The organism is Chryseobacterium formosense, from assembly GCF_900116415.1.
GTDB classification, from domain to species: domain Bacteria; phylum Bacteroidota; class Bacteroidia; order Flavobacteriales; family Weeksellaceae; genus Chryseobacterium; species Chryseobacterium formosense.
Genome location: NZ_FPAP01000005.1, coordinates 200582 through 222118, shown reverse-complemented (window position 1 = coordinate 222118; position 21537 = coordinate 200582). Strand labels below are relative to the sequence as shown.

The window sequence follows — 21537 nt, the reverse complement described above, 5'->3', positions numbered from 1 at the left end:
GTTGTTCTGAAACTGAATGATTATTTATTTTTTCTTCTTTCTTTTTGCTGTTGATGTAGGCTTTGTTTTTGTGTTTTTTGGTGCTTTTCCAGAATTGTTTTGAGCAAGCAGATTTTTTTCATCAATCGATGGAAGTCCCGGATTTTGTAAAACAACAACCATACTTTTACTAATATCTTTAGAACTCTTATATTTTACATCACAAACATTTCCCGAAAAAATGTAAGAATCTTTATTCAGGACGATAAAATTTTCGCCTTTCGCGGGAACCGCCAGATTATAAAACTTCTTTCCGGAGATTTCTAAAATCAAGTTGCAGTCTGAATTATTTTTCAGCAAAACAATCGCTTCGTTATGATTAATATCTTCATTAAACATATTATTGAGAAGCTTTCTGGTTTTTTCTTTATGTTCATCCGAAGTTTCAGTCATCAGTTTTCTGAAAACCTCCTGATTGGCTTCATTATTTCTTTTATTAATCGAAAAATCGGGAAGTTCCATAAAAACGGGTCTTGCTTCCATGGGTTTTGCATTTTTTGCACCTTTTGTCCATTCTGTATTTTTCAGCGCAATGATTCGCTGTTTTAGAATTCCTCGTTTAGGATCTTGAGGATGTGCTTTTACAAGATATTCTTCAATCTTACTGATGTCTGTACTTCTGAGAACATCACCTCCGTCTGCAGTATTACTTGCGCAGGATGAAACGATAAGACTGAAGAAGAAAAAAGCGAAAGTATTTTTCTTCATCGAATTGTGTTTTAGTAATTTGTTCTGAATTTTGTTCAGAAATTATCGGATTGCAAATGTAAGCAATTAATTTTAAATCATTTAGTTAGACAACATGATGCTGTAAGAATTTGCAATAAATTTTGTTTTCTGATATTTTGAATTGCAAACCATTGCCGACAAACTGTAATTCTGATTTTTTGGAACCATAGCGTACCCAATCTTACCTGCCGCAATCGGAATTTTTTTGAAATAATTGTTTCCGCTTATCGTAAGAACCATATTGCATCTGGACTTATTTTCTACCGATACTGATGTTTTGGTATTGTTTGATGAGCTGTTCAGCAGGTCATTCAGAACATCTGCCGTTTCCGGCTTATATATTTTTAATAAAGCCTGGTATTCTTGCTCGGTTGTTGATGCAGGATTTGTTTTTGTTCCGGTGTTTGAGTTTTTAGGAAATGTATTTTTTGGAGTTGGCTTGGTATTATGATTTGTGCTTCCGCAGCTATTTAGAAATGAGAGGATAAGAATGATAAGAAGAAAATGTTTTTTCATATTAAAATTTAGCTTGAATTTAGTCATAAATAAAACTCGGAAATGCTCACTTTATTGTATTAAAAAAGGCTGTATTATGTACAACCTTTTCTTATTTTGAAAATTAATTAATTTTAAATTTAATATAAGTAATCGTTTTTCCTTTAGTAGAAAACAACTCTTCATAATGCGTTCTGATATCTCTTAAATGTGGTGTATTCGGATCGTATTCCAGAGCTCCGTAAATATCGTGATGAGCAGAAGTGATTTCGTATCCGGCACCCTGCAAATAACCTAGCGTATAGCCATGTAAAAATTCTGAATCTGTTTTTAAATGTACAATGCCGCCCGGTTTTAGAAATCTTTTATATCTTTCAAGAAAATCGGGATGTGTTAATCTATGTTTTGTACGCTTGAATTTGATCTGAGGATCGGGAAAGGTAATCCAGATTTCATCGACTTCATTTTCGGCAAAAAAATAATCTACAAGCTCGATTTGTGATCGTAAGAATGCAACATTGTTCATTCCGTTTTCTACCGCTTCTTTAGCTCCAAACCAGAATCTTGCACCTTTGATGTCAATTCCGATAAAATTTTTATCTGTAAAGGTTTTTGCAAGCCCTACTGTATATTCTCCTTTACCACAACCTAATTCCAAAACGATCGGCTGTTCGTTTTTAAAGAAATCTTTTCTCCAGTTTCCTTTAAGTTTAAAACCTTCGAGAGCTTCATCTCTGGTTGGCTGAATGACGTTGGGTAATATTCTGTTCTCTGCGAATCTTCTTAATTTGTTTTTGCCCATGAACTATGTATGAAAGTCTGCAAAATTACGAAAATTATGCAGCATTCAAGCTTTTAAAATGCAAGGTTACTATTTTGAATTTCAAATTATTTTGCAGAGCTGCCTAAAGCCACCATCATAGGTTTCTGAATGGTTTTTTGTGAAGCGTACTGAGCGCCGCAAACAATACTGGATAAAAGATAATCTCCTTTTTGTACAACAATCGAATTATCGCCATGTGCAGGAACAGGAAGTCTGTATTTGGTATTTCCGACTCCTTCAATCCTTACAATGATGTTGCAGTCTGATCTGTTTTCGATCATGACGATACATTCTTTTGCATTCGGATCGTTGTCGAATAATGAATTCAGGATCTTCACGGTTTTATTTTTATGCTCTGTTGAGTTTTCTCCCATCAGCATATTGAATTCCGATGCTTCGGTATCTGCAATCACTTTTGTGTTTTTTGTAGCAGTCGTATTGGTAACATATACATTCTGCGCAGTACTTGGTGTATAAACAACAGCAGACTGGCCCACCTGCAACTGCTTCTGGTATTTCAAGATTTGTTTCTGCTTGATCATGGCGTTCATCTCTTCAAAAGAAATTTTCGTTGAAGGACCTCTTCTCAGTCTTGCCAGATTTTCCTGCATCTCTTTTACTTTTCTGTCTCCCGGAGGTGCCGTTTTAATGTATTCTTTCATCATGTCCATTACTCTTGGCTTTAGGACAGATCTTCGGGGATCATCGGGATGAGCATCTCTCAGGAAAGCATTGATCTCGTAAATATTTTTGCTTTTAAGGATCTCGCTGTAATCTTTACCCTTTTTTTGAGCTGAAAAAGAAACAAATAATAAAGTAGTAAAAAGTAAAACTAACTTTTTCATTGAATAATATTTTATGGTGTGCAGTGCGTTTCTCAATATTGATGAAGTTTAATGAATGATTAGGCTCATTAAAAATAAACAAAATTTGAAAGAATATATTGCCTGAATTATTAAGATTTAATTTAATTAATGGTTTAGAGCTTCAAACTCATCAGATTAATTTACAATTTCCTGAAGATGAGAATTTTTCAGTCTTCTCTGATATATCGGCAGGTATTTTTCGATCGGAATCTTTACCGCTTCAATATTTCCGCTTTGTATATAAACATCGATATTTTCTGATGTATAAACAAACTGTAGGAAATTGTCGATAAGGTTTTCCGGAATCTTAAATCTTGTAAAGTATTCTTTTCCTAAATAATTTTTGACTTGGGTAACAGAATTGCTCATTCTTTCATAAGCGACCAATCTCTGTTTTTTCTTGCGTTCTCCCGAAAGAATATCAAAAATACTTTCAATGCTGAAAGTAAGACCTCCGTCTCTTAACCCGGCAACCGGAAGCTGAGGAGAAGTTCCGTCACCTTTAGGCTCGGGAAGACCGATTACTTTTTTCAGGGCTAAAGCCTTATCTTCTTTGCGAAGGGAATTCACATCATATCTTAGATTTCCTGTAGGACGGAATCTGCTGATGACCACTTCCTGAATATCGTGATAAGCAATCTTTAATTCAACCAGATTTTTAGAGTTGAACATTTGAGGAGTCAGCTTTACATCTTTTCTTTCTGTAACAATAGACGTGAAACGAATCACATCGCCCGGCTCAGCGTTGATGTTGAAATCTCCGTTGTATGTGGTAAGAACAGTTTTCAGGGTTGTGAGATTGGTGACATACACCTGATTAAGATACAATGATGAATTGTCTCTTAAAAATACCTCTCCCGAAAAAATCTGCGCATTAATTTTAACTGCAAAAACCAACAGCATTACTAGTATAAGTTTCTTCATATGTTGTGCAAAATTACATAAGAATTGCGTCAATTTTCATGCAGGATGAGCCAATAGGTGGTTAAAGTTATATTAAACTTTAGATTAAACTGTTAATGAATGTTATAGAAATTTTATTTGAATTTATTTATCCCATAAATTATCATTTCTGTGTTTTACCAGAAGCCAGCTCGAATACTTTACGGTTGTGATATTTCCGAGTTCTGTCCAGCTCAGGAAATACCAGTATGTTGCCGTTGGTACAGGTCTTCCTTTCATGTTGCCATCCCAGGTAAATTTGTTGGTTGGTGTACCACGGAATACTTCAGCACCATATCTGTCGAAAATTCGGAATTCAAGATTTTCTTTGTTCATTAATGAAGAATAATCGATTTCGTCATTTCTTCCGTCTCCGTTTGGTGTGATCGTATTGATCAGTTTAATGATCACAAAATTTTCTTTTACAATATCACACACTAAAGAATCTCTTACGTAAACGGTATATGTTCCTATGCTTAAATTGGTGAATGTATTTGAACTTTGCCAGTTGAATCCGTCAATTGAATATTCATACGCCGGGGTTCCACCGCTTACACCAATTATTACGGTTGTTCCGTTTATTTCTATTGAATTGATAACCGGTAATGTAGATTGGGAAACATTTACAAATTGTCTGTATGTACAGCCATCGAAAGTAAGGTCTACCCAATAATTTCCGACAGTGACATTTGAGATTGCAGGTGTTGTAGCACCGGTACTCCAAAGATAAGCGTCAAAACCTGAGCCTGCATCGAGATTAGTCGCCGTATCCGGACAAATAAACTGATCTTTCAGAATATCTGATTTTTTTGGAACTTTTAAAGTAACATTTATTGTTGCTACATCCGGACAGAATCCGCTCTTTTCAAATCGGACATAGTAAGTATGCACACCTGTAAGAGTTACGGCGGCGCTTATGGGAGCAACATCATTCTGAGCATCTGCCAATGTTGCATGATAGCTTGCCGTTACGAGAGGATCTGTTGTGAACTGATTTAAGAATTGGGAAAGATTCATTGGTTTCACTCCGTCTAAATCGTCATCACAGAATGTCGTTGTAAGTGTTTTCGTTATTAAGGTTAATTTTGATCCGACTGTGAAATTTACCGGCTGAATTACCGGTGCACAACCATTTGGAGAATCTACTCTGATATAAATTGTTGTATTAACCGTGTAGCTCCAGTTATTGGGAAGCGTATTGGCATTTCCTGCGTTTGCGTCTGTTAACTGAGCATAATATCTTACATTGGTAAAATAGGCCGGGTTATTTAAAATTAATTGTGTAATGTCTGATAAAACTATGTTTACGGTACCGTCAAGATTTTCATCACACTGAACACCCATATTTACTGGTGTAACAACGGCTAACGGATAAAGATTCAAAGTAATCTGGGCAATATTTTTACATCCTGTGCTATTTTTCACAACCGCATAAACAATCGTTCCGTTGGGTGCAGGATATGTATTTGGCACCGTGATTAATGCCGACGGTGTTTCATTCTGTGCAGTTGCAAGAGAGGGGTAGTATGTAATTGTTACCGGTGAATTTGTTGTAACATTGGCACTTGTAAGATCAAATGTTCCTGAACCATTTACATTACATGCATTTATAGTTGCATTATTTACTGTAACAGGCTGAATATTAATTGTAACGGTTATTGTTTCACAATCCGGAAATTCAGTGTTATTTCCGCAAAATGTATAAACAAAAGTATCTGTTCCTCCTGCTGCCGGATTGGTAGCGGTGTATGTAATAACTCCTGTAGCAGTATTTACAGTAGCTGTTCCTAATGTTGGAGTTGTGGTAATCGATACGGTTGATGCAACCGGTGTTTGAGTAGAAGTTGTAAACGCTGGTGTAATAACTTTTACATCACAAATATTATAAGATACCGAAGATTGTTTTGTACAGTTTAAAACTTTAAAAGGTACCGTAATCAATGGTGCACAAGTTCCCATCGTAACAGCACAGGTATAATTCCCAGATCCTGTAGGAGTATATGAAGGTGATGTTGCGCCAGTAATAAGTACACCGCCAACATACCATTGATACGATTCATAAATGGTAGGATCAACAGTAAGAACAATCCCTGGAACGCAATCTCCTCCTGATTTTAAGATAATAGGCTGAGTGGGAAATCCGGCAAAAAAACCGCCATAACCTACGGCGTCACTTCCTGCTGTAATACCCGCTGTGATTGCTTTTGTAGATGTTACAGTGATTGTTCCTGTAGTATTCGGAATTCCATACGTTACCCAATTCACATTTCCTGTCATGTCGAAAGGTCCTGTTCCCGCAGGAGGTGGAGCATTATTAACCAAAACTGCAGCTCCCCGTTCTGTAATTAAATTTAGTTTTGTAGGAATTGTAAGTATTCCGGCAGGATTATTATTTGTATGAACAAAGTTTTCATTAATTAAACCTATTTCATTAATCTGTTTAGGAAGATAACAGTTTAAGCCGGGAATAAAATTGAAACCTCCGGTTGCTACTTCATTTCCTGTACTTGCGGCTCCTGCAAGAAGCTGATAGACATATGCGTTTTTACTCGTTACAATATAGAGATTATAGTGACCTGTCGTCCCCTGCAATCTATATTTTGTGTCGGGAACTACAAAGTATTGTCCGGTATTTAATGTTGCGATTGGAGCTGTTTCATCATTGACGTAGACCAAAGTATTGTCCTGCGTTGCAATAATCAATGCACCTTCCATATTGCTGCCAATATTTCCGTTACCTTTTACAAGAGCAAAAGTGCTTCCAAGCTGATTTACCGGTATAGACTGATCCATCAGAATATCAGAACTTGTGGGGTTATTACCGGCATATTGACCATTGAAGTTACCGTTGGTAATATTTACAGGTTTTGTGGCTGTAATTTTAGCACCAATAAAACCGTCAAAATTTCCTGCAATATCCCCGATCCCATCAATAATATATGACTGACCTTTATTTAATGTAAAAGTTAGGGTAGGGTTTGTTGCTCCTGTTGTTCCGTTAGAAAACTGAACGGCAGTTTTATAGCCGGATACCGTTACGGTTGTATTGTCTTCAGTTGCCAATACACTGGTCATAAAATTCAGAATTGCATTGCTTACCGTAACCGGCGCTGTAGCAACATGGAAAGTTGTGCCGGTAGATGCAATACCTTTTGAAGTAATAATTTCTGCGTGGTTATAAACTGAAAATCTTAAGTTCGCATAAAACGGAAAATCTGCTTTTAGATATAACCCTTTTGTTGTAGGGGTGAAAAGATCGGTCTGTTGAGTTGTGATTATGTAATTTCTGAGAACATCAAATTTTTGCGGATTGTTTTTGCTGATTGTAACTGTACCGATTACGACATTATTGTTGTAAATAGTTACTGCAAACGGGGTAGTACGATTGGTTGATAAGTAAAGTTTTTGATATGGATTCGGATTTCCGGTACGATCTACCATTGGCGCAAACCAATGTTCTCTGTCCAGCTGTGCAAAAGATATAGAGAATATATAAAAAATAAGAAAAAAAGATAGAATTTTCTTCATTTTGAACTCGAATTTCTCACAAATTTAATAATAAAATACGTTAATTGTTTTAAAAATAAACAAAAAACCACGATTTAATATCGTGGTTTTTATCATATTTAAATTACATAATAATTTATTCTCTGTTTTTAACTAAAATCCAGCCTGAGAATTTAATAGGTGTTTTAGTTCTGTTGTTCTCATTCCAGCTGATGTTGTACCAGTAATTTCCTGTAGAAACTTTCTTCTTATCATTGGTAGTTCCATCCCATGTATAACCGTTGTCTTTATTACCCTGGTGAATTCTGTTTCCGTATCTGTCAAAGATGTTGAATACCAAATTCGGTTTGTTGGCAAGTGCTGAATAATCTAAAATATCATTTACACCATCAGAATTCGGAGTAATTACATTTACAATGTTAGGAATCGTAATATTTACTTCCATAGGAACACAATTGAATGTGTCTCTTACGTAAACTTTAACGTCACCTCTTGGAAGATCTGTAAATACATTAGATGACTGCCAGTTGATATTGTTTATTGAATATTCATATGGTGCAACACCTCCTGTTACGGAAACCGTAATACTTGTACTCGAAACCTCAACATTGGTAATAACAGGCTGCTCTGATGCATAAACTTTTACTTCTTGTTTTGTGATGCAATCTCCTGTTTTCAATTTTACCCAATATGTTCCAACGCCGATGTTGGAAGTCGTCTGAGTTGTGTCGCCTGTGCTCCATTCGTATCCGTCAAATCCTGGTCCTGCGTCTAAAACTGTTTTGTCTTCAATACAGATTACTTTGTCTTCTAAAACCGTAGATTTTACCGGAGGAAGAACAATAAGTGTTACTTCGGCTACTCGGTAACATCCGTTAGCATTGCTTACTCTTACATATACAACACCATTCGGAGCAATATACGGATTTGGCTGAAGAATTTCATTTGTTTGATTATGTGCATCAGTCAATGATGGATAATACGTTTTTGTTACGCCGGTCTGTGTAGTCACTATTGCAGTTGTTAAGTCAAATTGACCTGTTGCAACATTACTTTCAAGGAAGCAGGTTCTTAATGTAGCATTAGTTACTATAGGGCTTGCTGCTACTGTAAGCGTCAATGTAATTTGTTCACAATCTACAAATTCAGGATCATTTCCACAGAATTTATAAACAATTGTATCTGTTCCCACAAAATTATTGTTTGGAGTATATCCTATAACTCCGGTAGTAGGATTGATTATTGCAGTACCGTTTGTTGGCGGAGTGATAATCTGTACACTTGCCGGTGTAAATGTTTGTGATGACGATGTAAATGCAGGAACGATATTTAAATAACCTTCACATACCGTTTTTGTAGCTGTAGTTTCATTTAGACATGTAAATACTTTAAATACAGGAGTGGTTTCCGGAAGGCAAGATCCTACCGTAATGGTTACTGTATAGTTTCCTGATTGTGTTGGAGTGTATGAATTACTGTTTGCACCTGGGATAGCAATACCATTTCTAAACCACTGAAAAGTATCATAACTGTCATCTACTTCCAATACAAGTCCCGGAATACATTCTCCGGTCTTTTTTGCAATAAGTGGAATTGAAGAAAACCCCGCGAAATATCCTCCGTATCCTGAAGTGCTATGTCCTCCGTTAATTCCAGCGGTTACCGCCTTGTTAGATTGTATAGCAATATTGCCGGTAATCGGTTGTATGGCATAGGTTACCCAGTTGGTATTTCCTGTCAGCTGGAACGGTCCTTGTGCAGCCGTTGGTGTAATTGGTGCACCACCGTTGACGGTGTAAGTAACCGTTGCACCTACTTCAGTTAAAATATTTAATTTTACAACAGTGTTAGCTGGTACAACACTCGCTCCTGCAGTTCCTGTTGGCATTTCACCCACTTTACCAATCTCATCAATTTTCCTTGGTAAAAAACAGTTTAAAGGCGGAATGTAGTTAAAGCCACAAGTTGCACTATCATCATTTACAGAAACCAATTGATATAAATAAACATTTTTTGTAGTGCTTATAAACATATTAGCATGTGATCCTCCCGGCTGTGTAATATAGCTGCTTCCGGAAATTCTGTACCATTGCCCTTGGGCTAAAGTTGCTACGGGAGTTGTAGCCCCGTTTAAATATACTTCTGTATTGTTTTCAGTAGCGATTACAATTCCTCCTTCCAAATCTGGAAGTGTAGATCTCGTTCTTACCATTGCAAAAGTATTTCCGAGTCTGCTTGTCGGTACAGACTGGTCTAAAATAATATCTCTTCCTGAAGCGGTGTTTGTTCCAAAATTAGCAGTCACATTCCCATTAGTTAGCGTAATAGGCTTGTTCGAAACAATTTTTGCACCCATAAAAGGTACCGTAGCAGATATTGGCCCTGCAAAAACAAAAGATTGTCCTTTATTTAAAACAAAGGTATGCGTATTTGTTGTTGGCGTTGCTCCAAAAAACGTGAAAACAGCAGTAGCGCTCCATGTCGCAGTAACTGTTGTATTGTCTTCCGTTGCTAAAACTCCAGCAGTGAAATTATTTGATGCAATCTGAGTAGACGGTGTGCTGGCAACAAAAAACTGTGTGCCGATACCTGCTTTACCCTTACTGGTTACTACTTCAGCATGCTGAGTTGAATTCACCATTCTAAGTGTACAGTAAAAAGGTTTTTCAGCTTTAACATATAATCCCTTATTAATTACAGTAAAAGCTTCCGATTCGGTGTTTACCGCAATTCGTGCAGAAGGAACAATGTATGTTTGTGGACTTCCTTTGCTGATTGTTACCGTTCCTAACGCAACGTTGTTACTATAAACAGTTACCACAAAAGGCGTTACGGAATCTGTAGAAAGATAAAGCGACTGTGCAGTAACAGTTGTTGTTTCATAGTACGGCGCTATCCAGTGTTCTGTATCTCTCTGGGCAAAAATAAAATTGCCACTGAAGATCAGTAATAAAAAAGTGAGTAAAAGTTTTCTCATAAGCGTAGAATTAGGATTTGTACAAAAATAATAGAATAATTTAAATGTATTATAAAAAATATGAAAAAAAATTAAAAAATAATTAACAAAAAGCCACAACATTTAAGTTGTGGCTCATATTTACTATTATTTTTTTCTTATTCTCTGTTCTTCACTAAAATCCATCCGGTGTATTTGATTGGAGTTTTGGTTAAATCCGGCTCATTCCATGTAATGTGATACCAGTATGTGCCGGTAACAACTTTTTTATTGGATTGAGTTCCGTCCCATCTGAAGTTATTAAGCTTATCACCAGTGAAAATCTTATTACCATATCTGTCATAGATAACGAAGGTAAGATTTTCTTTGTATGCTAATTCTCTATAATCTACATAGTCGTTTACATTATCACCGTTCGGAGTTATTGCATTTACCAAATTCGGTACTGTAACCTCTACAGAAATAGGCGTACATCCGAAAGAATCTCTTACATAGAATGTATGCTGCCCTCTTGATAGATTTGTGAATACATTCGAATCTTGCCATGTTGTTGTTCCGTCAACAGCAAATTCGTATGGTGCAATTCCGCCGGTTACTATTACGGTCGCCGTGTTGTTTGAGATTTCAATTGAAGTGATTACCGGATCCTGTGCTTTCTTTACACTTACAAATTGTTTCACAGGACATCCCGAATCCTGAAGTATTACCCAGTATTCTCCTACCGGTACTTGCTGTATAGATTGTGTAGTTGCGCCTGTGCTCCAACGGTAAGATTGATAACCAGGTCCTGCATCTAATGTTGTTCTGTCATCAATACAAATATATTTGTCTACCAACAATGGTGATCTCTTAGGTGGAGTCACTTTTAAGTTGATTTTAGCAATGGCATAACATCCGTTCGCATTAAATACTCTAGTATATACAACACCGTTTCCTGAAATATAAGTATCTACACCCAGAATTTTATTGGTTCCGTTACTTGCATCGGTAAATGTAGGATAGAACTCTTGAGTAATAGGAGATTCTGTAGTTACGTTCGCCGTAGTAAGGTTAAACAGAGCTTTAGTTTCATTGTTTTCCAAGAAACATTCTGTCAGGGTAGCTTCGTATACCACCGGAGTAGGATGGAAGTCTAAAGTTATTTTAGCATTTCCAACACATCCTTCTGCTGTAAGAACTCTTACATATACTGATCCCAATCCTGAGAAATAATTGGTAGGATCTGTGATCTGATTTGTATTTGCATTAAGATCAGCTAAAGTAGGATAGAATTTTTTGGTTGTCGGAATTGCGTTGTCTGTAACGTTTGCTGTTGTTAAATCAAAATATCCTTTTCCTGCATACTGACAAGCTTTAATTGTTCTGTCCGTAAGTACGAAAGGAACCACATTAAGGTTAAGTGTTACTTGCTCACAGTCTACAAATTCAGTGGCATTTCCGCAAAATTTAAATACAATTTTATCTGGTCCTAAGTATCCAGCATTAGGAACATAAGTAATTACTCCTGTTGAAGGATTAAGGGTTGCTGTTCCGTTTGTAGGCTGAGTGATAATTGATACTGTACTTGGTACAGGTGTTTGCGTAGAATTTGTAAAAGTAGGTACAATAGCTTTTGTACCACAGATGTTTATATTCTGTGTTGTTTGTCCTAAACAAGTAAATACTTTGTAAATAGGAGTTGTCACCGGAGGGCAGCTTCCCATTGTTACTCTTACAGTATAGTTACCTGCAACCGTTGGCGTTATCGTGTGGCTGGTAGCTCCTGCAATTGGAGCGTTATTTAAAAACCACTGATAGGTATCGTAGCTGTCGTCTACCTCCAGAATGATTCCCGGAATACATTCTCCTGTCTGCTTGGCAATTACCGGAACAGAAGAGAATCCTGCAAAGTATCCTCCATAACCTGATGTGCTATATCCTCCATTAATACCCGCTGTTACAGCTTTATTAGATTGGATGGTTATCGTTCCCGACATATTTTCCAATCCGTAGGTTACCCAGGCTGTACTTCCATTGAGAGTGTACGGACCTTGAGCAGCAGTAGGTGTCGTAGCAGGTCCTCCGTTAACACTGTATGTAACGGTAGCTCCCGCCTCTGTAATGATGTTTAATTTGATATTCTGTGTGTTCATCGGTACAACACTTGCTCCACCAGCTCCTGTAGGCATTTCGTCAACCTTTGGTAATTCGTCAATTTTTCTAGGAAGGAAACAGTTCAAAGGCGGAATGTAATTGAATCCACCTGTTTCATTCTGATTTAAGATAGATACCAATTGATATAAATACACATTTTTAGAAGTGGTAACAAGCATATTAAAATGTCCGGATGTACCCTGTGCTACATAATCGTTTCCTGATATTCTGTACATTTGACCTTGATTAAGCGTTGCAACAGAAATACCTGATCCGTTCAGAAATACCTGAGTATTGTTTTCTGTAGCGACAATAATACCTCCTTCCATATCTGCGGAAGAAGATCGCGATCTTACCATAGCGAAGGTACTTCCTAATCTTTCTACCGGTACTGATTGGTCTAAAATAATATCGGATCCTCCACTTGTCACATTCCCGAAATTACCATTCACATTTCCGTTGGTTAATACAATTGGTTTGCTTGCTACAATCTTTGCACCAATAAAGTTATTGATGTTCGAATTGCCTATACCCGCATATACAAAAGACTCTCCTTTATTTAAAGTGAAAGTATTGGTTGTCGTTGTAGGAGCACCACCTATAAATGTAACTGGTGCATTCCAAGCAGTTGTAACGACCGTATTGTCTTCAGTCGCCATTACCCCTGCCGTGAAATTACTAGAAGTGGCAGTAGATGGTGTAGCCACCACAAAAAATTCTTTTCCTGTACCTGCTTTTCCTTTACTGGTTAAGATTTCCGCGTGTGCAGTACCGCTTACCAACCTTAAGGTGCAAAAAAATGGTTTGATCCCCTTAAGATAAAGGCCTCGATTAATTACATTAAATGCATTTGCTGCAGTATTTACGGAAACATTGGCTGAAGGAACCGTAAATACTTGCGGATTTCCTTTGCTGATGGAAACAACTCCTAATACATTTCCAGGAGCTGTTGAACTGTTACTGGTAATTGTAACATCAAAAGGCGTTACAGAATCTGTAGACAGATAAACAGACTGGGTGGTAGAAGAAGATGCATAGAAGGGAGCAATCCAATGATCGGTATCTCTTTGTGCAAAAAGAGAACCGAATGTCAGAAAAACTAATACTAAGCTCAGTAGAAATCTTTTCATAAATTATAGAATTAGGATTTCTACAAAATTAAAATAAAATTTAATATATTGTTAATAAATCTTAAATAAATTGTAATATTTATTCTCTATTTTTAATTAATAGCCATCCAGAATGTGAAACTGGTAATTTTGTATCAGGCTCAACCCATCTGATAATATACCAATATGTGCCTGTTGGCAGACTTCTTCCGCCGGGTTTACCATCCCATTTATAATTGTTGTTCGAAGATTTGTAAACTGTTGCGCCATAGCGATCTGCTACTTCGATATTTACCTGATCTTTAATCTTTAAATCAGAATAATCTAAAACATCATTTCTTCCGTCACCATTTGGTGTTATGGTATTGATCAAATTTAAAATTAAGAAATCTTTAATGACTGGAAGACATCCATCTCTTCCGATCACATATACTTTGTGAGGCCCTCTTGTAAGTCCGGAAAATACGTTTGAATTCTGATAGTCGGATCCGTTCAGAGAATACTGATAAGGAGCTGTGCCTCCTGAAACATTTATCGTAGCAGTAGTTCCCGTTACCACAATACTTGTAATTGTAGGAGCTTGTGCTGCAGTTACATTTACGGTTTGTCTGTAAACACAACCGTTGAATTCAAGATCTACAAAATAAGTTCCTACACCGACCGTAATCGTAGATGTTGTTGCACCAGTGCTCCATAAATAAGATGTAAACCCGTCACCTGCATTTAAAACTGCTTTGTCATCTGAACAAATAATCTGGTCTCTAAGAATATCAGATTTTTTAGGAGATTTTAAACTAATAATTAAGGTAGCAGTATTCGGACAGCCATTTCCACTTGTAAATCTTATGTAGAAAGTTTTAGGTGAAGTAATTGTCTGGCTTGGAGCTAATGTATTTATTCCAGCCTGAGCATCAGCTAATGTTGAGTGAAAAGTCAATGTCACCGATGGATCTGTAGTAAATTGGTTCTTATAGTCGTTTAAATTAACATTCTGAGAACCATTTAAATCATTGTCACAAATTTCGGTTGTAACATTTGTGGTTAATAAAGTTATTTTATTACCAATTTTGAAATCGATCTGTCCGAAAGACGAAGGGCATACAGAGCTTGAACCGTCAACTCTTACATAGACTGTTGTGTTTGCTGTGTAAGTCCAGTTTACTGGAAGCGTGTTGCCGTTTCCTGCATTGGCGTCAGTCTGATTTAAATAATATCTTACCGTAAAGCTTCCTGAATTTGCTACAATCTGAGGAGTTACCGTATTAAAATTTACATTAATGATTCCGTCAAAATTATCATCACAAAGAACAGCATTGTAGTTTGAAGTATTGATGTTCGGGGATGGAGTAACCGTTAAAGTGATTTGAGCAACTTTTGTACATCCATAAGCGGAAGTAATATTGGCATAAATAATTCCTGTAGGCCCTGTATAATTTGTAGGTAAAGGTATTTGGCCGGTTAAATTCGAATTGGTAAAATAAGTAATCGTAGTTCCTGTTGCTGAAGTAATATTTGCGGTAGTCAGATCGTAAGTTCCGTTTCCTGAAGCATTGCTACATGAACTTAGTGAAGCATTGTTTGCCTGAAGAACATCTGTATTAATAATAATCTTAAAGTATTCAAATGCAAAAGGATTTCCGTTACCCTGAATATAATAGATAAATGTATCTGTTGTGTTTACCGTTGTTGGGTTTGGTGTGTAGGTAATCTGTCCGTTTGTCGGGTTTACGGTCGCAGTACCAGAAGTTGGCTGAGAAATTATTGTGGTAAGCGACGGAACAATAGTTTGTGTAGAACTGGTAAAAACTGGTGTTATTACTTTTGTATTACAAGATCCGATTGTATAAGTTGTTGTAGAAATCGGCGGACACAAAGTGTAATTATAAACCGTAGTTAACTTGGTTTCACAATTATTTTTTGTTACAGAACAAGTATAAGCTCCGGCTCCGTACAACTCGGGGTTGATAAAATAGGTGGTCGCTCCAGTTATCGCTACACCGTTCAGAAACCATTGATAGCCATCATAATTGTTGTCTACCTGAAGTCGAATTCCGGCATAGCAGTCACCTGTTTTTGTAATTGCCGGAACTGATGAAAACCCTGCAAAATAACCGCCATATCCTACAGCGCCACTTCCAGCTGCAATCCCTGCAGTCATTGCTTTTGTAGAATTCAAAGTAACGTTTCCTGTAACATTCTGAATAGAGTAGCTTACCCAGTTCGGATTTCCTGTTACGGGATAAGGGCCGTTTGCAGCCGCAATGTTTGTTCCGTTCAAAGTTACTGTTGCTCCCGCTTGAGTAATGATATTTAATCTTGTGGCGAAATTCTGACCCCCGATCTGGTTAATATAACCTATCTCATCAATCTTACTTGGCATGAAACAGCTTAAAGGCGGTATGAAATTCATTCCTCCAGAAGCATACTCATTTCCGTTAGTGGCACCGGACAATAATTGATATACATAAATGTTTTTCGTTGAAGAAATATTCATATTGTAATGGCCATTTCCCTGATGCTGATATCTTGCGCTCGGTACAATGTAATATTGTCCTTCGTTAAGCGTTGTTGTAGCTCCTGACCCGTTAAAAGTTATCTGAGTGTTGTTTTCTGTAGCGATAATCAAAGCGGTTTCCATCTGGGAAGTTACCGTTCCGTTGCCTTTTACCACCACAAAGTCTTTTCCTAAACGGTCTACAGGTACAGCCTGATCCATCAGAATATCATTGTTGGTAAGATTCAGAGAAGTATATGCTGCATTAAAGTTTCCATTAGTGACAGAAATTGCTTTTGTTGCAACAATTTTCGCTCCTACTAATCCGTTTTTGTTGATGTTCGACCATGAGCTTACCACATCCAGAATGTAAGATTTTCCTTTATTAAGGGTAAAAGTTCTTGTAGGTGAAGAAACCCCGTCGGAAAAAGTAATTCCAGGATTATAACCCGAAATTGTTACGACTGTATTGTCTTCAGTAGCAGTTACTCCGATGGTTGCATTCATGTGATCTTCAGATCCTGAAATAGGAGCAACCCCTGCATAAAATGTAGTACCTAAACCTGCAGCACCCTTTGAGGTTAAAATTTCCGCATGGTTTTGCATGGCAAATCGGTAGTTGGCAAAGAATTTTTTTGTTCCTTTTACATTTAATCCCATATTGTTTGGTGTAAACAATTGAGATTGAGAGGATGCAATTAAAAAATTATTGGGTATAATAACCTGAGCAGGATTGTTTTTGCTTACCTGAACGGTTGTGTACAAAGTATTGTTGTTGAAGATCTGTACAGAAAACGGAACGTTTTCGTCAGTAGATAAATATAAATATCCTTCAAGTCCGTTTGTTCCGGCTTTAGCCGACATCGGTGCAAACCAGTGTTCATTATCAAGTTGAGCATTAAGGATTAAGCACCAAAATGTACAAATAATTAGTAGAAGTCTTTTCATGCCTCAGTTTTAGGGGCGACAAATTTAGGTATTAATAATCAATTTTTTATGCAATATTTTTAACATTTAATTATAATTTAATAAAATTTCAATAATTTAAAATAAACTTCATATAGTATTAATATTGTAATTGCGCTATTCCACAAAAAAATCCCGATGAAAAATTCACCGGGATTAATATTTTAAAATCTAAAAGATTACAAGCTCACTCTGATAAATCCAGTTACTTTAAGATCTCCGTTTACAGACTTCACATAATCAGCAACTGAAATAGAGCTGTCTTTAATGAAATCCTGGTGTACCAAAGTATTGTCTTTGTAGAATCTCTGCATTTTACCTTTCAGGATATTGTCGATAATGTTTGCAGGCTTACCTTCTTCAGTAAGTTTATGTCTTTCGATTTCTAATTCTTTATCGATAGTTTCCTGAGAAACTCTGGTTTCGTCAAGAGCGATCGGGTTCATTGCAGCAGCCTGCATAGATACAGATTTAGCAGCTTCGTCAGCACCATCTACTTTTGCAGAAAGTGAAGTGATAGCAGCGATTTTGTTTCCAGCGTGGATGTAAGCTCCTAAGAATGGCCCTTCGATTCTTTCGAATGCACCGATCTCGATTTTTTCACCGATAACACCTGTTTGCTCGATCAATTTCTCAGCAACAGTCATTCCGTGGAAATCTGTAGCCAATAATTCTTCTTTAGTAGCAGCGAAAATAGCCATTTCAGCCAATTCGTAAGCAAGCTCGATGAACGCCTCGTTTTTAGCAACGAAGTCAGTCTCACAGTTTAGAGAAATTACAACACCTAAAGTGTTATCTTCATTTACTCTTGCGATTACAGCCCCCTCAGAAGATTCTCTGTCTGCTCTGTTAGCTGCAACTTTCTGTCCTTTTTTTCTAAGGATATCAACTGCTTTTTCGAAGTCTCCTTCTGCTTCAACTAGAGCTTTCTTGCAGTCCATCATACCTGCACCTGTTTGGTTTCTTAATTTTGCTACGTCTGCAGCAGCTGGTGTATAAGACATAATATTTATTATTTTTTTATTTAAAATTATTATTAACTTTAATAGTTTATTTTTAAGCAGTGCAAAGATAATGATTTTAATGATAAACTAAAAAATGACTTTTAACGTTATAGTATTTATTTAATAATTTTTTAAAAGGTTTTATCTACATGAAAAAAATATTCCTAATCATATTCCTTTTCGTTTTCAGTATAGGCTTTGCTCAGAAGAAGAAAAAAGCCAAGGCGACTAAAGCTGTCGCAGAAAAAGAAGTAGTCATTATTTATACATTGGAAGAAGCTATGGCAAGCTCAGAACCAAGAATTATCGCGGGTTTTATCAAGCAAAACCCCGGACACGAAAAAAATAATGATCTTAAAAGAAAATTGGTCACCATCATTATGGCAGATAATTCTATTGAAGCCAAACCGACCATAAAACCAATCAGTAAAGACAAAATTGAGAAAATTGTCAGCAATAACGAGCTGAATAAAGGTAAAGATTTGGCATCCACTGCAAAAGCAGCAACGCCGGAACGTACCGTAACATATGCATCAATGGGAAGTTCAAGCAAAAAATCGGAGCCGAGTGAGCAGGCAAAAAAGACAGCCTCGTTGCTTACTCATCTTTTTAGTAATGACCCGAATAATAATGAAGCGTACGTTAACATCAAAAACCTTTCAAAATGCCGACTTATCGTAAAAATCAGCGGTAAAAAATATTATAATCTCGATGTTCCTGCAAAAGGAGATAATTTTGTTTTGATTGAAAAAGGCGATTATGTGGTGACGACGTCCGTTTGCGATGCAAAATATTCTTCGCTGAAAAAAATAAACAAAGACATAGAAATTCAGTTGAATGTCGCTGAATAGAAATAAAAAATCGGTTAAGAAATTTTCTTAACCGATTTTTTTTATTTTTCAATATTACTATCCTTTAAACTGTCCCATTGCAATGAACTTATCTTGTCTTTGGGTTTCGAGTTCTTTCCCTGTGAATTTTGAGAACGCTTTGATGTTCTGCAAAATTGAACTTTTAAGGTTTAAATAGGTTGTTTCCGGATCGTAATGCGCTCCTCCAAGAGGTTCTTCCACGATTCCGTCGATGAATTTTTCTCTTAAAGCATCTTTCGGAGTAAGATTCAATGCATTGGCTGCATCTTCTTTATGATCCCAGTTTCTCCAAAGGATTGATGAGCAGCTTTCCGGTGCAATTACCGTGTACCAAGTGTTTTCTAACATATACACTTTGTTTCCGACACCAATTCCTAATGCTCCGCCGCTTGCTCCTTCACCGATAATGTAAGTGAAAATAGGAGTTTTTAGCATGGTCATTTCGAAAATATTTCTTGCGATTGCTTCACCTTGTCCTCTTTCTTCAGCTTCAAGACCTGGATAAGCTCCCGGTGTATCGACCAAAGTTACTACAGGAATTTTAAACTTTTCAGCTAATTTCATTAGTCTTAAAGCTTTTCTGTATCCTTCAGGATTGGGCATCCCGAATCTTCTGTATTGTCTTTCTTTTGTAGTTCTTCCTTTCTGGGTTCCGATAATCATTACTTTCTGTCCGTCAAGCGTAGCAAGCCCACCGATCATTGCAGGATCATCTGCGAAATTTCTGTCACCGTGAAGCTCAAGGAAGCTGCCTTTATCTACCATCCCATTGATATAGTCTAATGTGTAAGGACGATCCGGATGACGAGACAGTTGTACTCTTTGCCAAGGCGTAAGATTTCCATAGATTTCTTTTTTCTTTTCTATGATCTTGTCTTCGATCTGGCTGCATGCTAATTTTACATCAACACCACTTTCTTCTCCTACTAAAGAACAAGTTTGGTATTGATCCATCAAATCTTTTATAGGAAGTTCGAAACTTAAATATTCCATTTCTTGAAGTAAATTAAATCTTTCAAATGTATGAAAAATTATGGTAATTTTATTTAAAATTGTTTATAGCATTGCTTATCCTGGAGGTAGTTTCCTCTTTACCAAGAAGTTCCATGATATCTGGAACGTCCGGTCCTTTCAATTCGCCTACCAAAGCTAAACGTAACGGCATCATTACTTTCCCCATTCCCAAACCTTTGTTTTCAGCAAAATGGTGAACGGTCTGCTTTAAAGCTTCAGCATTGAATTCAGTGCTTTCTAAATGTGTTGCTAATTCTCCTAAAATTGAGGAAGTTTCTTCATTCCAGGCTTTTTTCGATGCTTTTTCATCGTAAGAAGCTGGTGCTTCGAAGAAAAATTTTCCGTTTTCGTAAATATCTTTCGGGAACGTTGCTCTTTCTTTCATCAGATGAATGATCCTGATTAATTTATCATCTGAAATATTTAAATTTAAATCTGAATTTTTAAGGATGTTCAATAATTCTTCATCCGAAGTTTTCTGGATATACTGATGGTTGAACCATTCTGCTTTTTCTTTGCTGAACCTTGCTCCGGCTTTATGAACTTTGTGTAGATCAAATTCTTTCGCCATTTCATCCAAAGACAAAATTTCTTTATCATCTGAAGGAGACCAACCCAAAAGTGCCACCATATTGATGAAAGCTTCCGGAAGGTAGCCGCTTTCTCTGTAGCCTTTTGAAACATTTCCCGTTTCAGGATCTGTAAAATTTAATGGGAAAACCGGGAATCCGAACTTGTCGCCGTCTCTTTTACTTAGTTTACCTTTTCCTTCAGGTTTTAAAATTAAAGAAAGATGCGCAAACTGAGGTGCTTCCCAACCCATTGCTTCATACAATAAAGTGTGTAATCCTAAAGAAGGTAACCATTCTTCTCCACGAATTACATGAGAAATTTCCATTTCGTGATCATCGATGATGTTGGCAAAATGATACGTCGGCATCCCGTCGTTTTTCACCAAAACTTTATCATCTAAAGTGTCTGTGTTTACAGCAGAATTTCCTCTGATAATATCTACTAAACCCAATGTTCTGTCAACAGGCATTTTGAATCGTACGACATGCGGTGTCTTTTCATTCAATAATTTTTGCACTTCTTCTTCAGGAAGGGCAAGACTGTTTCTTAAAAGGTTTCTGGTTTTATTATCATAAGAAAAAACATCACCTCTTGCCTCATATTCAGCGCGGATGGCATCCAATTCTTCGGCGGTATCAAAAGCGATGTATGCATAATCTGTTTTTAAGATCTGCTCGGTATATCTGTCGTAGATGTCTCTTCTTTCAGATTGTCTGTATGGAGCAAATTTCCCTCCTTTTTTAGGACTTTCATCAGCGATAATCCCGCACCATTCAAGGGCTTCTTCGATGTAGTCTTCTGCACCTTCCACATATCTTGCAGTATCTGTATCTTCTATTCTCAATACAAATTCTCCGCCTTGGTTTTTAGCAAAAAGATAATCATATAATGCGGTTCTTACGCCTCCCAAATGCAAAGGTCCTGTAGGACTTGGAGCAAAACGGACTCTTACTTTCTCCATTTTTAATTTTAATTTTGGTGCAAATTTAACGAGACTTTCTTGTAAAAAAAAGGA

General features: G+C 36.8%; 13 protein-coding genes. 1 reads left to right on the top strand and 12 read right to left on the bottom strand.

Going from position 1 to position 21537, the window contains the following annotated elements; translation table 11 throughout:
* Nucleotides 1-24: 24 nt before the first annotated feature.
* The 10 genes from BM371_RS18025 to tsf all read right to left on the bottom strand — a co-directional run bounded on the left by BM371_RS18025 (nucleotide 25) and on the right by tsf (nucleotide 18063).
* On the bottom strand, nucleotides 25-747 hold the full coding sequence (locus tag BM371_RS18025; protein ID WP_074958871.1) for a DUF6759 domain-containing protein: 723 nt from the start codon (nucleotides 745-747) through the stop codon (nucleotides 25-27).
* Nucleotides 748-828: 81 nt separating this feature from the next.
* The gene (locus tag BM371_RS18020; RefSeq protein ID WP_034679275.1) at nucleotides 829-1284 is read right to left on the bottom strand and encodes a DUF6759 domain-containing protein; all 456 of its coding nucleotides are present in this window, start codon (nucleotides 1282-1284) and stop codon (nucleotides 829-831) included.
* A gap of 103 nt (nucleotides 1285-1387) precedes the next feature.
* On the bottom strand, nucleotides 1388-2065 hold the full coding sequence (trmB, locus tag BM371_RS18015) for a tRNA (guanosine(46)-N7)-methyltransferase TrmB (RefSeq protein ID WP_034678951.1): 678 nt from the start codon (nucleotides 2063-2065) through the stop codon (nucleotides 1388-1390).
* 86 nt (nucleotides 2066-2151) lie between these two features.
* A complete protein-coding gene (locus BM371_RS18010; RefSeq protein ID WP_034678952.1) occupies nucleotides 2152-2931 on the bottom strand; it encodes a DUF6759 domain-containing protein in 780 nt (259 codons plus the stop codon).
* 156 nt (nucleotides 2932-3087) lie between these two features.
* Nucleotides 3088-3876 (bottom strand): hypothetical protein, encoded by a 789-nt coding sequence (locus BM371_RS18005; RefSeq protein ID WP_034678954.1) that lies wholly within the window; start codon nucleotides 3874-3876, stop codon nucleotides 3088-3090.
* A gap of 123 nt (nucleotides 3877-3999) precedes the next feature.
* Entirely contained in the window at nucleotides 4000-7422 is a 3423-nt protein-coding gene (locus tag BM371_RS18000; RefSeq protein ID WP_034678956.1) for a T9SS type B sorting domain-containing protein, read from the bottom strand.
* A 115-nt stretch (nucleotides 7423-7537) separates the two neighbouring features.
* A complete protein-coding gene (locus tag BM371_RS17995) occupies nucleotides 7538-10378 on the bottom strand; it encodes a T9SS type B sorting domain-containing protein (protein WP_034678958.1) in 2841 nt (946 codons plus the stop codon).
* 137 nt (nucleotides 10379-10515) lie between these two features.
* Nucleotides 10516-13620: a T9SS C-terminal target domain-containing protein gene (locus tag BM371_RS17990; RefSeq protein ID WP_034678960.1), complete on the bottom strand. Its 3105-nt coding sequence runs from the start codon at nucleotides 13618-13620 to the stop codon at nucleotides 10516-10518.
* Nucleotides 13621-13699: 79 nt separating this feature from the next.
* Nucleotides 13700-17041: a T9SS C-terminal target domain-containing protein gene (locus BM371_RS17985; protein WP_034678962.1), complete on the bottom strand. Its 3342-nt coding sequence runs from the start codon at nucleotides 17039-17041 to the stop codon at nucleotides 13700-13702.
* A 197-nt stretch (nucleotides 17042-17238) separates the two neighbouring features.
* Nucleotides 17239-18063 (bottom strand): translation elongation factor Ts, encoded by an 825-nt coding sequence (tsf, locus tag BM371_RS17980; RefSeq protein WP_034678964.1) that lies wholly within the window; start codon nucleotides 18061-18063, stop codon nucleotides 17239-17241.
* A 149-nt stretch (nucleotides 18064-18212) separates the two neighbouring features.
* Between tsf and BM371_RS17975 the strand changes: the two genes are divergently transcribed.
* Nucleotides 18213-18914, top strand: coding sequence for a DUF6759 domain-containing protein (locus BM371_RS17975; protein ID WP_034678967.1), 702 nt, complete (start codon nucleotides 18213-18215; stop codon nucleotides 18912-18914).
* Nucleotides 18915-18971: 57 nt separating this feature from the next.
* Here BM371_RS17975 and BM371_RS17970 read toward each other — a convergent pair whose 3' ends face one another.
* Entirely contained in the window at nucleotides 18972-19928 is a 957-nt protein-coding gene (locus BM371_RS17970) for an acetyl-CoA carboxylase carboxyltransferase subunit alpha (protein WP_034678969.1), read from the bottom strand.
* Between the two features lie 49 nt (nucleotides 19929-19977).
* Nucleotides 19978-21483, bottom strand: coding sequence for a glutamate--tRNA ligase (gene gltX, locus BM371_RS17965; protein ID WP_034678971.1), 1506 nt, complete (start codon nucleotides 21481-21483; stop codon nucleotides 19978-19980).
* Nucleotides 21484-21537: the final 54 nt, after the last annotated feature.

What these genes read in the sequence shown, in the direction of transcription:
- BM371_RS18025 (WP_074958871.1), bottom strand. Translation starts at nt 747, where the DNA reads ATGAAGAAAAATACTTTCGCTTTTTTCTTCTTCAGTCTTATCGTTTCA.
- BM371_RS18020 (WP_034679275.1), bottom strand. Translation starts at nt 1,284, where the DNA reads ATGAAAAAACATTTTCTTCTTATCATTCTTATCCTCTCATTTCTAAAT.
- trmB (WP_034678951.1), bottom strand. Translation starts at nt 2,065, where the DNA reads ATGGGCAAAAACAAATTAAGAAGATTCGCAGAGAACAGAATATTACCC.
- BM371_RS18010 (WP_034678952.1), bottom strand. Translation starts at nt 2,931, where the DNA reads ATGAAAAAGTTAGTTTTACTTTTTACTACTTTATTATTTGTTTCTTTT.
- BM371_RS18005 (WP_034678954.1), bottom strand. Translation starts at nt 3,876, where the DNA reads ATGAAGAAACTTATACTAGTAATGCTGTTGGTTTTTGCAGTTAAAATT.
- BM371_RS18000 (WP_034678956.1), bottom strand. Translation starts at nt 7,422, where the DNA reads ATGAAGAAAATTCTATCTTTTTTTCTTATTTTTTATATATTCTCTATA.
- BM371_RS17995 (WP_034678958.1), bottom strand. Translation starts at nt 10,378, where the DNA reads ATGAGAAAACTTTTACTCACTTTTTTATTACTGATCTTCAGTGGCAAT.
- BM371_RS17990 (WP_034678960.1), bottom strand. Translation starts at nt 13,620, where the DNA reads ATGAAAAGATTTCTACTGAGCTTAGTATTAGTTTTTCTGACATTCGGT.
- BM371_RS17985 (WP_034678962.1), bottom strand. Translation starts at nt 17,041, where the DNA reads ATGAAAAGACTTCTACTAATTATTTGTACATTTTGGTGCTTAATCCTT.
- tsf (WP_034678964.1), bottom strand. Translation starts at nt 18,063, where the DNA reads ATGTCTTATACACCAGCTGCTGCAGACGTAGCAAAATTAAGAAACCAA.
- BM371_RS17975 (WP_034678967.1), top strand. Translation starts at nt 18,213, where the DNA reads ATGAAAAAAATATTCCTAATCATATTCCTTTTCGTTTTCAGTATAGGC.
- BM371_RS17970 (WP_034678969.1), bottom strand. Translation starts at nt 19,928, where the DNA reads ATGGAATATTTAAGTTTCGAACTTCCTATAAAAGATTTGATGGATCAA.
- gltX (WP_034678971.1), bottom strand. Translation starts at nt 21,483, where the DNA reads ATGGAGAAAGTAAGAGTCCGTTTTGCTCCAAGTCCTACAGGACCTTTG.